The 16,187-nt window shown below is 59.4% G+C and carries 9 protein-coding genes and 3 rRNA genes; 9 read left to right on the top strand and 3 right to left on the bottom strand.

Features of this window, described 5'->3' with window-relative positions; all coding sequences use genetic code 11:
- On the bottom strand, positions 1-879 hold the full coding sequence (locus OCX61_RS21400; RefSeq protein WP_261941274.1) for a formate/nitrite transporter family protein: 879 nt from the start codon (positions 877-879) through the stop codon (positions 1-3).
- 458 nt (positions 880-1,337) lie between these two features.
- Here OCX61_RS21400 and OCX61_RS21395 point away from each other — a divergent pair.
- The 9 genes from OCX61_RS21395 (at position 1,338) to OCX61_RS21355 (ending at position 14,327) form a co-directional block, all read left to right on the top strand.
- Positions 1,338-2,874 (top strand): 16S ribosomal RNA (locus tag OCX61_RS21395).
- A gap of 291 nt (positions 2,875-3,165) precedes the next feature.
- Positions 3,166-6,057 (top strand): 23S ribosomal RNA (locus tag OCX61_RS21390).
- 135 nt (positions 6,058-6,192) lie between these two features.
- Positions 6,193-6,308 (top strand): 5S ribosomal RNA (rrf, locus tag OCX61_RS21385).
- The 16S, 23S and 5S rRNA genes sit together here, the layout of an rRNA operon.
- A 292-nt stretch (positions 6,309-6,600) precedes the next feature.
- Positions 6,601-8,244 carry an acetolactate synthase large subunit gene (locus tag OCX61_RS21380; RefSeq protein ID WP_261941273.1) on the top strand — a complete coding sequence of 548 codons (1,644 nt, stop codon included), beginning with the start codon at positions 6,601-6,603 and terminating at the stop codon, positions 8,242-8,244.
- A gap of 180 nt (positions 8,245-8,424) precedes the next feature.
- Entirely contained in the window at positions 8,425-8,979 is a 555-nt protein-coding gene (locus OCX61_RS21375) for a UPF0149 family protein (RefSeq protein WP_261941272.1), read from the top strand.
- Between the two features lie 123 nt (positions 8,980-9,102).
- The gene (locus OCX61_RS21370; protein ID WP_261941271.1) at positions 9,103-9,726 is read left to right on the top strand and encodes a glutathione S-transferase family protein; all 624 of its coding nucleotides are present in this window, start codon (positions 9,103-9,105) and stop codon (positions 9,724-9,726) included.
- A 27-nt stretch (positions 9,727-9,753) separates the two neighbouring features.
- Positions 9,754-11,766, top strand: coding sequence for a pyridoxamine 5'-phosphate oxidase family protein (locus tag OCX61_RS21365; protein ID WP_261941270.1), 2,013 nt, complete (start codon positions 9,754-9,756; stop codon positions 11,764-11,766).
- A gap of 173 nt (positions 11,767-11,939) precedes the next feature.
- Positions 11,940-12,836 (top strand): LysR family transcriptional regulator, encoded by an 897-nt coding sequence (locus OCX61_RS21360; RefSeq protein ID WP_261941269.1) that lies wholly within the window; start codon positions 11,940-11,942, stop codon positions 12,834-12,836.
- Positions 12,837-13,031: 195 nt separating this feature from the next.
- A complete protein-coding gene (locus OCX61_RS21355; protein WP_261941268.1) occupies positions 13,032-14,327 on the top strand; it encodes an MFS transporter in 1,296 nt (431 codons plus the stop codon).
- Positions 14,328-14,371: 44 nt separating this feature from the next.
- Here OCX61_RS21355 and OCX61_RS21350 read toward each other — a convergent pair whose 3' ends face one another.
- Positions 14,372-15,241: an aldose 1-epimerase gene (locus tag OCX61_RS21350; RefSeq protein ID WP_261941267.1), complete on the bottom strand. Its 870-nt coding sequence runs from the start codon at positions 15,239-15,241 to the stop codon at positions 14,372-14,374.
- Positions 15,241-16,161: an EamA family transporter gene (locus OCX61_RS21345; protein ID WP_261941266.1), complete on the bottom strand. Its 921-nt coding sequence runs from the start codon at positions 16,159-16,161 to the stop codon at positions 15,241-15,243. The genes OCX61_RS21350 and OCX61_RS21345 overlap by 1 nt, the downstream gene beginning before the upstream one ends.
- Positions 16,162-16,187: the final 26 nt, after the last annotated feature.

The following is a 16,187-nucleotide window of genomic DNA, read 5'->3' as shown; positions in this document are numbered from 1 at the left end:
TCAGTCCCGGTGCTGATGCTCTTCTTCCTTCAGTAGTTGCGATGGTGGTTTGCCGCTGTCGCTGCGTACCTGAGCATGGCTGATCAGGGCGAAGATGCAGCTGCCGCCGATGATGTTGCCGGCCAGGGTCGGCAAGGCGAATGACAGCCAGAAGCTGCGCCAGGTTTCGTCGCCGGCCCACACCAGGTACGAAACCTCCACTGAGCCGACGACGATATGGGTGAAATCGCCCAGGGCCATCAGGTAGGTGATCAACAGGATGATCCAGATCTTGGCCTGCTCCATCGACGGGATCATCCAGACCATGGTAGCGATCATCCAGCCCGAAACGATGCCTTTGGCGAACATCTGGCTGATGTCGTTCTTCATCACCTTGCGCCCGACCTCGAGGAAGGCCACGTCGGTCTTGCTGTCGAAGATCGGCAGTTCGAGCATGACCCATGCCACCAGCAAGGTGCCCGCCAGATTGCCCAGCAGCACCACGCCCCACAGCCGCAGCAAGCGCCCGAGGTTGGCCAGGGTAGGCGTGGTCATGACGGGGAGTACGGCAGTAAGGGTGTTTTCCGTGAACAATTGCTGGCGTGCCAGGATCACTGCAAGAAAGCCGGCGCTGTAGCCGATGCTGGCAATGACCTGCGCGCTGTCACCTTCAGGCAGTCGGGCATAGAACAGCCCCATGGCCATCAGTGACAGGCCCATGGTCAGGCCTGCGGCCAGGGCGGACCACCACAATGCCGCGAGGGTGCGCTCCAGTTCCAGGTCGCCCTGGGCCCGAATGATCTCGTGCAATACCGCGGCCCGCGGCGGCTGGTTGAGGCTGACTTCCTTCTCTTCGTCCGCCGACAGGCCTGGGGTCTTCTCGCTCTGGGCATTGCTCATGGCCGTTACGCTCCACGGGTTGTTTCTCTACAGAGCGGTGCTTCATGCATTTAGTTGCCAGGTCGCCGCAGAAGAAGATCGAAAGTTTTTTCAGATCAAGGTGTTGACTCTGATTTCAAAGCGCGTATTATTCGCCTCCTCGCAGCGTTGAACGCAACGAGGCAGGCGGTAAGTTGTTGAAGTTGAACGCTTTTGAAAGAAAGCAGCTTCGAAAAAACTTCAAAATAATCGCTTGACAGCAAATGAGGAAGGCGTAGAATGCGCGCCTCGGTTGAGACGAAAGGCTCTTAACCAAACGCTCTTTAACAAATCGAATCAAGCAATTCGTGTGGGTGCTTGTGAGTACGGACTGATAGTCACAAAGATTATCAGCATCACAAGTGGCCATGCGAGAAATCACATAGTCATTTGAGATTGCTGAGCCAAGTTTAGGGTTTCTTAAAAACCCAAGCAGTATTGAACTGAAGAGTTTGATCATGGCTCAGATTGAACGCTGGCGGCAGGCCTAACACATGCAAGTCGAGCGGATGACGGGAGCTTGCTCCTTGATTCAGCGGCGGACGGGTGAGTAATGCCTAGGAATCTGCCTGGTAGTGGGGGACAACGTTTCGAAAGGAACGCTAATACCGCATACGTCCTACGGGAGAAAGCAGGGGACCTTCGGGCCTTGCGCTATCAGATGAGCCTAGGTCGGATTAGCTAGTTGGTGGGGTAATGGCTCACCAAGGCGACGATCCGTAACTGGTCTGAGAGGATGATCAGTCACACTGGAACTGAGACACGGTCCAGACTCCTACGGGAGGCAGCAGTGGGGAATATTGGACAATGGGCGAAAGCCTGATCCAGCCATGCCGCGTGTGTGAAGAAGGTCTTCGGATTGTAAAGCACTTTAAGTTGGGAGGAAGGGCAGTAAGTTAATACCTTGCTGTTTTGACGTTACCGACAGAATAAGCACCGGCTAACTCTGTGCCAGCAGCCGCGGTAATACAGAGGGTGCAAGCGTTAATCGGAATTACTGGGCGTAAAGCGCGCGTAGGTGGTTTGTTAAGTTGGATGTGAAAGCCCCGGGCTCAACCTGGGAACTGCATCCAAAACTGGCAAGCTAGAGTACGGTAGAGGGTGGTGGAATTTCCTGTGTAGCGGTGAAATGCGTAGATATAGGAAGGAACACCAGTGGCGAAGGCGACCACCTGGACTGATACTGACACTGAGGTGCGAAAGCGTGGGGAGCAAACAGGATTAGATACCCTGGTAGTCCACGCCGTAAACGATGTCAACTAGCCGTTGGAATCCTTGAGATTTTAGTGGCGCAGCTAACGCATTAAGTTGACCGCCTGGGGAGTACGGCCGCAAGGTTAAAACTCAAATGAATTGACGGGGGCCCGCACAAGCGGTGGAGCATGTGGTTTAATTCGAAGCAACGCGAAGAACCTTACCAGGCCTTGACATGCAGAGAACTTTCCAGAGATGGATTGGTGCCTTCGGGAACTCTGACACAGGTGCTGCATGGCTGTCGTCAGCTCGTGTCGTGAGATGTTGGGTTAAGTCCCGTAACGAGCGCAACCCTTGTCCTTAGTTACCAGCACGTTATGGTGGGCACTCTAAGGAGACTGCCGGTGACAAACCGGAGGAAGGTGGGGATGACGTCAAGTCATCATGGCCCTTACGGCCTGGGCTACACACGTGCTACAATGGTCGGTACAGAGGGTTGCCAAGCCGCGAGGTGGAGCTAATCTCACAAAACCGATCGTAGTCCGGATCGCAGTCTGCAACTCGACTGCGTGAAGTCGGAATCGCTAGTAATCGCGAATCAGAATGTCGCGGTGAATACGTTCCCGGGCCTTGTACACACCGCCCGTCACACCATGGGAGTGGGTTGCACCAGAAGTAGCTAGTCTAACCTTCGGGAGGACGGTTACCACGGTGTGATTCATGACTGGGGTGAAGTCGTAACAAGGTAGCCGTAGGGGAACCTGCGGCTGGATCACCTCCTTAATCGACGACATCAGCCTGCTGATGAGCTCCCACACGAATTGCTTGATTCATGGTTGAAGGCACAGTTGATCAGAGCTTAGAAATGAGCATTCAGATCGAATGTTGATTTCTGACTTCTGTCAGATCGTTCTTTAAAAATTCGGATATGTGATAGATATAGACTGAACACCAGTTTCACTGCTGGTGGATCAGGCTAAGGTAAAATTTGTGAGTTCTGCTCAGCAATGAGCAACATGCGAATTTTCGGCGAATGTCGTCTTCACAGTATAACCAGATTGCTTGGGGTTATATGGTCAAGTGAAGAAGCGCATACGGTGGATGCCTTGGCAGTCAGAGGCGATGAAAGACGTGGTAGCCTGCGATAAGCTTTGGGGAGTCGGCAAACAGACTGTGATCCAGAGATCTCTGAATGGGGGAACCCACTCAGCATAAGCTGAGTATCTTGTACTGAATACATAGGTGCAAGAGGCGAACCAGGGGAACTGAAACATCTAAGTACCCTGAGGAAAAGAAATCAACCGAGATTCCCTTAGTAGTGGCGAGCGAACGGGGACCAGCCCTTAAGTTGATTTGAGATTAGTGGAACGCTCTGGAAAGTGCGGCCATAGTGGGTGATAGCCCCGTACACGAAAATCTCTTGTCAATGAAATCGAGTAGGACGGAGCACGAGAAACTTTGTCTGAACATGGGGGGACCATCCTCCAAGGCTAAATACTACTGACTGACCGATAGTGAACCAGTACCGTGAGGGAAAGGCGAAAAGAACCCCGGAGAGGGGAGTGAAATAGAACCTGAAACCGTATGCGTACAAGCAGTGGGAGCCTACTTGTTAGGTGACTGCGTACCTTTTGTATAATGGGTCAGCGACTTATATTCAGTGGCGAGCTTAACCGAATAGGGGAGGCGTAGCGAAAGCGAGTCTTAATAGGGCGTTTAGTCGCTGGGTATAGACCCGAAACCGGGCGATCTATCCATGGGCAGGTTGAAGGTTAGGTAACACTGACTGGAGGACCGAACCGACTACCGTTGAAAAGTTAGCGGATGACCTGTGGATCGGAGTGAAAGGCTAATCAAGCTCGGAGATAGCTGGTTCTCCTCGAAAGCTATTTAGGTAGCGCCTCATGTATCACTGTAGGGGGTAGAGCACTGTTTCGGCTAGGGGGTCATCCCGACTTACCAAACCGATGCAAACTCCGAATACCTACAAGTGCCGAGCATGGGAGACACACGGCGGGTGCTAACGTCCGTCGTGAAAAGGGAAACAACCCAGACCGTCAGCTAAGGTCCCAAAGTCATGGTTAAGTGGGAAACGATGTGGGAAGGCTTAGACAGCTAGGAGGTTGGCTTAGAAGCAGCCATCCTTTAAAGAAAGCGTAATAGCTCACTAGTCGAGTCGGCCTGCGCGGAAGATGTAACGGGGCTCAAACCATGCACCGAAGCTACGGGTATCACCTTAGGGTGATGCGGTAGAGGAGCGTTCTGTAAGCCTGTGAAGGTGAGTTGAGAAGCTTGCTGGAGGTATCAGAAGTGCGAATGCTGACATGAGTAACGACAATGCGAGTGAAAAACTCGCACGCCGAAAGACCAAGGTTTCCTGCGCAACGTTAATCGACGCAGGGTTAGTCGGTCCCTAAGGCGAGGCTGAAAAGCGTAGTCGATGGAAAACAGGTTAATATTCCTGTACTTCCAGTTATTGCGATGGAGGGACGGAGAAGGCTAGGCCAGCTTGGCGTTGGTTGTCCAAGTTTAAGGTGGTAGGCTGAAATCTTAGGCAAATCCGGGATTTCAAGGCCGAGAGCTGATGACGAGTGCTCTTTAGAGCGCGAAGTGGTTGATGCCATGCTTCCAAGAAAAGCTCCTAAGCTTCAGATAACTGGGAACCGTACCCCAAACCGACACAGGTGGTTAGGTAGAGAATACCAAGGCGCTTGAGAGAACTCGGGTGAAGGAACTAGGCAAAATGGCACCGTAACTTCGGGAGAAGGTGCGCCGGCGAGGGTGAAGGACTTGCTCCGTAAGCCCATGCCGGTCGAAGATACCAGGCCGCTGCGACTGTTTATTAAAAACACAGCACTCTGCAAACACGAAAGTGGACGTATAGGGTGTGACGCCTGCCCGGTGCCGGAAGGTTAATTGATGGGGTTAGCGCAAGCGAAGCTCTTGATCGAAGCCCCGGTAAACGGCGGCCGTAACTATAACGGTCCTAAGGTAGCGAAATTCCTTGTCGGGTAAGTTCCGACCTGCACGAATGGCGTAACGATGGCGGCGCTGTCTCCACCCGAGACTCAGTGAAATTGAAATCGCTGTGAAGATGCAGTGTATCCGCGGCTAGACGGAAAGACCCCGTGAACCTTTACTATAGCTTTGCACTGGACTTTGAATTTGCTTGTGTAGGATAGGTGGGAGGCTTTGAAGTGGGGACGCCAGTTCTCATGGAGCCATCCTTGAAATACCACCCTGGCAACTTTGAGGTTCTAACTCAGGTCCGTTATCCGGATCGAGGACAGTGTATGGTGGGTAGTTTGACTGGGGCGGTCTCCTCCCAAAGAGTAACGGAGGAGTACGAAGGTGCGCTCAGACCGGTCGGAAATCGGTCGTAGAGTATAAAGGCAAAAGCGCGCTTGACTGCGAGACAAACACGTCGAGCAGGTACGAAAGTAGGTCTTAGTGATCCGGTGGTTCTGTATGGAAGGGCCATCGCTCAACGGATAAAAGGTACTCCGGGGATAACAGGCTGATACCGCCCAAGAGTTCATATCGACGGCGGTGTTTGGCACCTCGATGTCGGCTCATCACATCCTGGGGCTGAAGCCGGTCCCAAGGGTATGGCTGTTCGCCATTTAAAGTGGTACGCGAGCTGGGTTTAGAACGTCGTGAGACAGTTCGGTCCCTATCTGCCGTGGACGTTTGAGATTTGAGAGGGGCTGCTCCTAGTACGAGAGGACCGGAGTGGACGAACCTCTGGTGTTCCGGTTGTCACGCCAGTGGCATTGCCGGGTAGCTATGTTCGGAAGAGATAACCGCTGAAAGCATCTAAGCGGGAAACTTGCCTCAAGATGAGATCTCACTGGGATCTTGAATCCCCTAAAGGGCCGTCGAAGACTACGACGTTGATAGGTTGGGTGTGTAAGCGCTGTGAGGCGTTGAGCTAACCAATACTAATTGCCCGTGAGGCTTGACCATATAACACCCAAGCAATTTGCTAGCGCAGATTGCGGTGGTGAAGACGAAACGAACCGAAAGTTCGCAGCAACATCACAAATATCGCATATCCGAATTCGCTGGGCTGTCCAACGGGACATTCTGGCTACAGAATTTCTTGACGACCATAGAGCATTGGAACCACCTGATCCCATCCCGAACTCAGTAGTGAAACGATGCATCGCCGATGGTAGTGTGGGGTTTCCCCATGTGAGAGTAGGTCATCGTCAAGATTCATTTCGCAAAACCCCTATCTGCGCATGCAGGTAGGGGTTTTGTCTTTTCCGCCCTTCGCTAATGCGGCGCTTTGGCACTGCAGCCAAATGTCTTTTGTCTGTATCCTCCTATCGGCACCGTTCGTACGGTGCGACAATATTTCTCGCAAATTAACGTGACTTGTTCGCGCTTAGGCTGCGTCAAGACTTAAGTTCGGGGCAATCCTGGCCCCCGAATCGAGCGATGCCAGCGTACCGTGCTGCGCATTTCTGGACTTCCACCGTCCGATCACTTGAGGTTACAAGCAAGATGGCCAAGGCCGCCGATGTCGTTGTGCAATGCCTGGAAAACGAAGGTGTCGAGTATGTGTTCGGCATTCCTGGTGAGGAAAACCTCGACCTGCTGGAATCCCTGCGCAAGTCGAAGATCAAGCTGGTTCTGACCCGTCACGAGCAGTCCGCGGGCTTCATGGCCGCCACCTATGGCCGCCTGACCGGCAAGACCGGCGTCAGCCTGTCGACCCTGGGCCCTGGCGCAACCAACCTGGTAACCGCCAGTGCCTACGCCTACCTGGGCGGTATGCCGATGATGATGATCACCGGCCAGAAGCCGATCAAGAAGTCCAAGCAAGGCCGCTTCCAGATCATTGACGTGTGCGGCATGATGGACCCCATCACCAAGTACACCCACCAGTTCGCCTCGGCCGACAACATCCCGGCCCGCATGCGCGAAGCGTTCCGCCTGGCTGAAGAAGAAAAGCCGGGCGCCGTGCACCTGGAGCTGCCTGAAGACATCGCCGCCGAGCAGACCGACGCCCTGCCGATCCCGCGCAGCCTGCACCGTCGCCCGCTGGCCGAGCACGTGGCCATCGACGCCGCCGTGGAGAAACTGCAGAAGGCCCGCAGCCCGATCCTGGTGATCGGCGCCGGCGCCAACCGCAAGATGACCGCCAAGGTCCTCAAGCAGCTGATCGACAAGACCGGCATCCCGTTCATCACCACCCAGATGGGTAAAGGTGTGGTCGACGAGCGCCACCCGCGCTTCCTCGGCAACGCTGCGCTGTCGTCCGGTGACTTCGTCCACCGCGCCATCGAAGCGGCCGACCTGATCATCAACATCGGCCACGACGTGATCGAGAAGCCGCCGTTCTTCATGGTCCGTGGCGGTACCGAAGTCATCCACATCAGCTTCCGCTCGGCTGAAGTCGATGCCGTGTACTTCCCGCAGGTCGAAGTGATCGGTGACATCGCCAACGCCGTATGGCAGATCAGCGAAGCGCTGAACGATACCGCGCACTGGGACTTCACCCGCCTGATGGCGATCCGTGAAGCCAACGAAGCACAGATCGCCGAAGGTGCCGACGACAACCGCTTCCCGGTCTACCCGCAGCGTATGGTTGCCGACATCCGTCGCGTACTGCCGTCCGAAGGCATCGTTGCCCTGGACAACGGCATCTACAAGATCTGGTTCGCCCGCAACTACAAGGCGCACAAGCCGAATACCGTGCTGCTCGACAACGCCCTGGCGACCATGGGCGCCGGCCTGCCTTCGGCGATGGCTTCGCACCTGGTCTACCCGGACCGCCCGGTGATCTCGGTGTGTGGCGACGGCGGCTTCATGATGAACAGCCAGGAGCTGGAAACGGCTGTGCGTCTGGGCATGCACATCACCGTGGTGATCCTGCGTGACGACGGCTACGGCATGATCCGCTGGAAGCAGGCCAACATGGGCTTCACCGATTTCGGCCTGGACTACGGCAACCCGGACTTCGTCAAGTACGCCGAAGCCTACGGTGCCAATGGCCACCGCGTGGAAAGCGCCGAAGCCTTCCTGCCGCTGCTCGAGCACTGCATCAAGACCCCAGGTGTGCACGTGATCGACTGCCCGGTGGATTACAGCGAGAACGACCGCATCCTCAACAGCGAGCTGCGTGAGCGCGCGCTGGCGGTATAAGGCTTAACGGCCTCATCGCCGGCAAGCCGGCTCCCACAGGTATTTCACTGGCCTCATGGCCAGTGCAGGACCTGATGGGGGCTGGTTTGCCGGCGATTGCTTTTGTACAGGCAACAAATCCCTCCTGCTGAACGCCATGTGCTAGGGTGCACGCAAATCTTCACCCCAGGACGCCCGCACATGCTCCCCGCCCTCAGCGAAAAAGAACTCGCCCGCCTCGAAGACCTGCTGATCACCTACGGCAACGACTATTCGGTGCTCAACCTGGCCGAGCTCAACGGCTTTTTCACTGCCTTGGCCAGCTCTCCGGTCGACGTGCTGCCAGAGCAATGGCTGCCCACAGTCGCCGGCGGCAAGGTACCGAAATTCAAGAAACCTGCCCATGAAGAGGCCTACACCGCCTTGATGCTGCGCTATGCCTACCAGGTCGCCGAGCAACTGGCGGAGAACCTCGACGGCTTCGAGCCGGTGTTTGAAGAGAGTGAGGCAGAGGAAGGTCCGGCGATCATCATGGAAGAGTGGTGCTTCGGCTACATGCGTGGCACACAGGTAGCCGGTTGGGGCGAGCTACCGCCAGAGCAGGATCAGCTGCTCAAGGCGATTTCACTGCATGGTCTGGAAGATAACTTCGAGTTGCTCGATGCCATGAGCTTCGATGAGCTGCAGGCCTGCGTGCCTCACGTGGTCGAAGCTGCGCGCGGTCTATATCGCTATCAGAAGCAGTCGCGGCACTGATTCGCGGATTATTTCGCCGAGCGAAATTATGGTTTGCTCCTTGCACTGATTCTGCTGCCCGCCGAATCGGCGCAGGATGGGCTCCAGCTGGCACCACCCCGGTGCCTTTCTGGAGCCCAGCCCATGATCAAACTCTACAACTTCCCCAAGTCCGGCCATGCCCACCGTATCGAGCTGATGCTGTCGCTGCTCGGCCTGCCCAGCGAACAGGTATTCGTCGACCTGGCCAAAGGCGCGCACAAGCAGCCGGACTTCCTCGCCCTCAACCCGTTCGGCCAGGTGCCGGTGATCGATGACAACGGCACCGTCATCGCTGACTCCAACGCCATTCTGGTCTACCTGGCCAGCACCTACGACAAGGCGGGCAAGTGGCTGCCCCATGACCCGCTGAATGCCGCCCGCGTGCAGCGCTGGCTGTCGGTTGCCGCCGGGCCACTGGCCTTTGGCCCTGCCGCAGCCCGCCTGGTGACCGTGTTCGGCGCTTCGTTCAATACCGACGAAGTCATCGGTCGTGCGCACACCTTGCTCAAGGTGATGGACGCCGAACTGGCCAAGTCTGCTTTCCTGGTCGGCAATCAACCGACCATCGCCGATGTCGCCAACTACTCGTACATCGCCCACGCCCCTGAGGGCAATGTCTCGCTGGAACCCTATCCCAACGTCCGCGCCTGGCTGGCTCGGATCGAAGCGTTGCCTGGCTTTGTTGCCATGCCACGCACCGCCATCGGCCTGCAGACCAGCGTCTGAGCCGCCACCTACGCGAGGACTGCCGCCATGCAGCAACTCCCCAACCATCGCACCTCGCCCTGGCATGCCGGCGAGAAACGCCTGCAGGAGCAGGTCGGTGTATCGGAGCGCATGGAAGTGTTCGGGCAGAAGGTCATCCGTGACTACATGCCCGACCAGCACCGCACTTTCTACCAGCAACTGCCATTCATCGTCGCAGGTACGGTGGACCCTCGCGGCAGGCCCTGGGCGACCTTGCTGGAAGGCCGGGAGGGTTTCATCAGCTCGCCCGACCCACGGCAGTTGCTGATTGACACCCAGCTTGCCAGCGACGATCCGGCAACGCCAGGGCTGGCGGCTGGCGAGGCTATCGGCCTGCTCGGCATCGAGCTGCATACGCGCCGGCGCAACCGCATCAATGGGCAGATTGCACAGGCCGCAAGTGGTGCGCTGCAGGTGCAGGTTGAGCAGGCTTTCGGCAATTGCCCGCAGTATATCCAGCTGCGTGAATACTCCCGGGTCGATGAGCCGGCGCAAGGGCGGATCGATGCGCAAGCGCTGGATGCCATGACCACCCGGATGATCGCCAACGCCGACACGATGTTCGTCGCCAGTTATATCGATCACGCTGACGGCCAGCGTTCTGTAGATGTCTCGCACCGTGGGGGCCGGCCTGGTTTCGTCAGGGTCGAAGGCAACCGCCTGACCATTCCGGACTATGCCGGCAACCTGCATTTCAATACCCTGGGCAACCTGCTGGAGAATCCGCAGGCCGGGCTGTTGTTCGTCGATTTCAGCAGTGGCGATGTGTTGCAGGTGAGCGGTCGCACCGCGGTGATACTCCACAGCCCGCTGATCAATGCCTTCGAGGGGGCCGAGCGGTTGTGGACGCTGGATGTCGAGCAAGTGGTGGTCCGCCCGGCGGCGGTAAGCTTGCGATGGGCGTTCCAGGAGTACGCGCCAACCAGCCTCATGACCGGCACCTGGGCCGAGGCCGAACAGAAGCTGCAGCAACGTGAGCGGCAGCATCAGTGGCTGGCCTGGCGGGTAGCGCGCATCGAGCAGGAGAGTCGCGATATCCGCTCGTTCTACCTCGCGGCCGATGAACCGGTGGCGTTCTCGCCCGGCCAGCACATTCCGGTGCGTATCCCACTGGGCGGCGATGCACCGCTGATTCGTACCTACAGCCTGTCTTGCGCGCCATCCGATGGCTACCTGCGCATCAGCGTCAAGGCGCAGGGGCCGGCATCGCGCTATCTGCATGAGCAGGTCAAGGTCGGCGACATGCTGGACGTACGGATGCCGATGGGCAGCTTCACGCTGGCCAGCACCATCGAGCGGCCCATCGTGCTGATCGCAGCTGGGGTGGGCATCACGCCACTGATCGCCATGCTGCGCGAGCTGCTGGCGAGCGAGGAGGGGCGCGGTGTCCACCTGTTCCATGGCGCACGCAGCCTGGCTGATCTGCCGTTTCAACAGGAGCTGGCAGCGTTGCGTCGGCGGGCGGGGGCACGCTTGAGTGTGCATCGCTCGCTGAGCCAGCCGGAGCCAGAGGCCGTGCAAGGGCGTGACTACGAGCACGCCGGGCGCCTGGGCATCGAACAGGTCAAGGCAATGCTGGCACTGGATGATTACGACTTTTACCTGTGTGGCCCGGCCAGCTTCACCCAGGACCTGTATGAAGGGCTGCGCGGCGTGCATGTGCCGGATGCGCGTATTCATGCCGAAGCCTTCGGGCCATCGACGTTGCGCCGGCATGGCGATGACAACCAGCCGACGTTGCAACAGCCACCGGCTGCCAGCGAGCCGGTACCGGTGTATTTTGCCAGCTCTGCCAAGGAGGCGCGTTGGGTACCGGGTAGCGGGACGTTGCTGGAATTGGCCGAGGCGCGCGGGCTGGCACCAGACTTCAGTTGCCGGGGTGGGTCCTGTGGTACCTGCAAGACCAAGGTGTTGAGTGGGCAGGTTCATTACCCGAATCCGCCCGCAGAAATGCCAGAGGAGGGCACTGCGCTGATCTGTTGTGCGGTGCCGGCCCAGGCGTTGGTGCTGGAGCTATGAGGTTGCTGGTGCTGGCCCTTTCGCGGGCACGCCCGCTCCCACAGGGATTGCGCATGCCTTGAGGTAAGCATTGAACCTGTGGGAGCGGGTTCACCCGCGAAGAGGCCGGAACGGGCAGCGAAAATTGCCCAGATAATCGATAATCCCCGCATCCCCGATACCCAGGAGCGCGCATGGACCAGATCCACCTGATGAAGGTGTTCGTCGCCGTCGGCGAACTGGAAAGCTTCGCCGCTGCCGCCCGCCGCCTGGACATCTCACCCGCTGCCGTTACCCGTGCTGTCAGCGCTCTCGAAGAACAGATCGGGGTCAAGCTGCTGCTGCGCACCACCCGCAGCGTGCGCCTGACCGAGGCCGGCAGCCGCTATCTGGAAGACACCCGCAACATTCTGGCCAGCATCCACGAAGCCAACGAAGCCGCCGCCGGTATCAACGCCAAGCCCAAGGGTGAACTGGCGATCACCGCGCCGATCCTGTTCGGCAAGAAGTTCGTCATGCCCTGTATCGTGCGCTACTTGCAGCAATACCCCGAGGTCGACGTATCGGCGTACTTCCTCGACCGCGTGGTGAACATGGTCGAGGAGGGCATGGACGTGGCCGTACGCATCGGGCCGCTGCCCGACTCCGGCCTCAAGGCCCTGCGTGTGGGCCGGGTGCGGCGGATGCTGTGCGCATCGCCCGACTACCTCGAACGCATGGGCGAGCCACAGCACCCGTCGGACTTGCCGGACCATTCAGTGATCGCTACCACCAACCTCTCGCCACGGGCCGGCTGGCGCTTCGGCCTGGCCGACGAGCCGACCCTGGTGCGCATGAAGCCGCGGCTGACGGTCACCAGCAACGACGGTGCGATCGCTGCTGCAGTGGGCGGGTTGGGCATCGCCCGGCTGCTGTCGTACCAGGTGGTCGATGAACTGGCCAGCGGCCAGTTGCAGGTCATTCTAGCCGACTACGAAGAAGCGCCCTGGCCCATCCACATCTTGCACCGCGAGAGCAAGTACGGCTCGGCCAAGGTGCGTTCGTTCATCGACCTGCTGGCGCAGGACCTGCGGGCTCGCCAATTGGATTGACCTTTGAGATCGTACAACGCAACTGGATTTTCTTTGGTCCTAATGCGAAGACCGCATTTTTTCAGTCATGAATAATTGTTGTTGTACGACGACCTATGACGTGGCACTCTTCGCCTGAAACAATTTGTCTCATTTAGCCCTGCCGGCGAATGAGCCAAATCACCCGTCACTCTAAAAATAAGATTCAGGTGAACAATGAAGATCAAAGGCATCCGTTGGTGGATGGTCAGCCTTGTCACGGCCGGGCTCGTCGTCAACTACCTCGCCCGTAACACCCTCTCGGTGGCAGCCCCCACGCTGATGACCGACCTCTCGATCACTACCGAGCAATACGCCAAGATCGTCGCGACCTGGCAGATGTGCTACGCGCTCATGCAGCCGATCGCCGGCTGGCTCATCGATTTCATCGGCACCAAGCTGGGGTTTGCCGTGTTCGCCCTGGCCTGGTCGCTGGCCTGCGCGGGTGCGGCACTGGCCAGCGGCTGGCAGAGCATGGCGTTCCTGCGCGGTTTGCTGGGCATGACCGAGGCCGCCGGCTTGCCTGCCGGGGTCAAGGCCACCACCGAGTGGTTCCCGGCCAAGGAGCGCTCGGTCGCCATTGGCTGGTTCAACATCGGTTCGTCGCTGGGTGCACTGCTGGCGCCGCCTCTGGTGGTGTGGGCGATCCTGCACAGCGGCTGGCAGCTGGCGTTCGTCATCGTCGGCGTGTCTGGTGTGCTGTGGACCCTGTTGTGGATGCTGCTGTACAAGCATCCGCGTGATCAGAAACGCCTGAGCGCCGAGGAGCGGGATTACATCCTGTCCGGCCAGGAAGCCCACTTCAAGGCCGAGCAGCGCGAGAAGGGCGCCTGGAAGCGCATCTTCAGGACCCGCAACTTCTACGCCATCGCCTCGGCACGGATTCTCTCCGAGCCGGCCTGGCAGACCTTCAACGCCTGGATCCCGCTGTACCTGATGACCGAGCGGCACATGAACATCAAGGAAGTGGCGATGTTCGCCTGGTTGCCGTTCCTCGCTGCCGACATCGGCTGTGTGCTTGGGGGTTACCTGAGCCCGATGTTCCACCGCTACTTCAAGGTGTCGCTGTTCACCTCGCGCAAGATGGTGCTGGTGTTCGGTGCCAGCTGCATGATCGGCCCGGCCTGCATCGGCCTGGTCGAAAGCCCTTACACGGCGATCTTGCTGCTGTGCATCGGCGGCTTTGCCCACCAGACGTTGTCGGGCGCGCTGTATTCGATCACGTCGGATTCCTTCAGCAAGGACCAGGTGGCGACTGCGACCGGCATGGGCGGGATGTGCGGCTACCTGGGCGCGGCGCTGTTCACCCTGGTGTTCGGCATCCTGGTCACGCAGATCGGATACAGCCCGCTGTTCGTGGTGCTGGCGGCGTTCGACATCGTGGCGGCGGTGCTGGTGTGGAAGGTGGCGCGCGAGGTGCAAGGGGCGGCTTGGCAAAGGCCGCTGGCAGCGTCGCCCGAGGCACTGGCGTAAGGCGTGAGGATACGGGGCCGCACAGCGGCCTCGATTTCAAGCAGTCACAATGGCTGATAGTGCATCCTGAATCCCAGGCTGGTTGATTCTCCCTCTTCCAACAATCGCAATCCCGGTCGCCCTGGCAAGTGATGCGCATTGATCGGGTGGCTCACCGGCTCGAAACAGAAGAACGGCTGCTCATGCGGGCAGAACAACAGAAAATGCTCGGCCCCGCTGGCGCTGCACACCAGCCGATACCCCGCGCCCGGTTGTTCGATCACGCAGGTGCCGGGCCATCCGCTGAAGGCATGGTCGACCACCGTAGTCGGCAGCGTCCGCGCGCTGGCGAAGTTCCAGTGATCAGGTGGCTCAGCTTGCCGGGACGGCAACGCGCCATGCTCGGCCAGCCATACGCTGCTCGCCTGTGCATGCAATCGCGTATCGCCATGGCGCGGAAAGTAGGGATGCAGCCCCAGCCCGTACCACGTGGCGGCCAAATCCAGGTGCGTCACGTGCAGATCGATGTGCAGGCAGCCCTCGTGCAGGTGAACATCGAGCGTCGCCCGGTAGGCGAACGGCACAGTGCTATCGAGGCTCAAGCGGGCACGGCGCTCGCTGTGGTGCTCCACCTGCCAGGCCTGCTGCCAGGCGCTGCCGTGGATCGGGTAAGGGTCATGCCCGGTGTTGGGTGCCAGGGCCAGCCAGCCGTCAGGGCGCAGGAAGCCACCCTGGGCGATGCGGTTGGACCACGGTGCCAGCGGGTAGCAGCCCAGGCGTCGTGGGTTGCCACTGGCCAGGGCGGCCTCGTCGGCAGGGCGCAGCAGCGCCTGGCCGGTGGCTCTGGCCTGCCAGTTGGCCAGGCTGGCGCCCAGCGCGGGGGCGATGCTCAGGCGGGTCAGGCGGTCTTGCAGGTGCAGCAGGGGGACGCTCATCAGGGCCTCCGGTAGGTCAGCAGGACGATGCCGCACACCACCACGGCGCCGCCAATCAATTGCGAGCCACTGAGTTGCTGGTCGAGCAACGCCCAGCCCAGCAGCAAGGTGGCGATGGGTTCGACGTTCATCACCGGCGCGTTCTGCGCCATGTTCAGTTTCGGCACGCAGACGAACAGCAAGGTGAAGGCCACGCCATACAACACCACCAGGCTGGCCAGCGCCATCCAGCCGCTGGCGCTGCCCGGCAACGACAAACCGGCAGGCATCACGCCGCTGATGCCCGCGACCAGCATGCTGGCGAACACGATCAGCAAGGTCAGCAGGCTGCGTACCGGGCCGCGCACGGCGGCCAGCTTGTGGTCGGTGATCCACAGGGCGCAGGCGAACACACAGGCGGCGCAGAACGCCAGGCCCACGCCCAAGGCCCAGTGCGGGTTGGCGTCGCTACCGTCGGTCAGCCGTGCCGGTACATCCAGCGCCAGTACCAGGCCACACAGGATCAGCCCCATGAACAGCAGCGTACGCCCGCTCGGGCGGGCACCGCCCAGCGCCCAGGTGAGCAGTGCCAGGAGCATGGGGAAGGTGTTGCCTACCAGTAGCGCCAGGGCCACCGGAATGCGCGCCACTGCCGAATACAGGCACAGGCTCTGGGTGGCGATCAGCAGGCCCAGCAGCAGTTGCCAGCGCCGTGTGCCGGCTGGCAGGCCCAGCGGCTGGCGCTGCCACAGCACCAGGCTGGCCAGCGCCAGGAAGGTGATGCCCGAGCGGCAGAGGATGGCCAGCAGCACGCCGGTGTCGTCGTCGAAGGCGATGCGTGCGGCAATGTGGTTGCCGGCGAACGAACAGGCCAGCAGGGCGAGCAGGGCGATGGCCAGCTTGCGCGGGAAGAAGGTTGCAGCAGAAGAGGGGGCAGCCATGTGCAGGATCCGTTTGCTGAGAGAAC

Origin of the sequence: Pseudomonas sp. LRP2-20 (genome assembly GCF_024349685.1) — a bacterium.
In the GTDB taxonomy this organism is placed as follows: Bacteria; Pseudomonadota; Gammaproteobacteria; order Pseudomonadales; family Pseudomonadaceae; genus Aquipseudomonas.
This window is presented reverse-complemented; position numbering and strand designations above follow the sequence as displayed.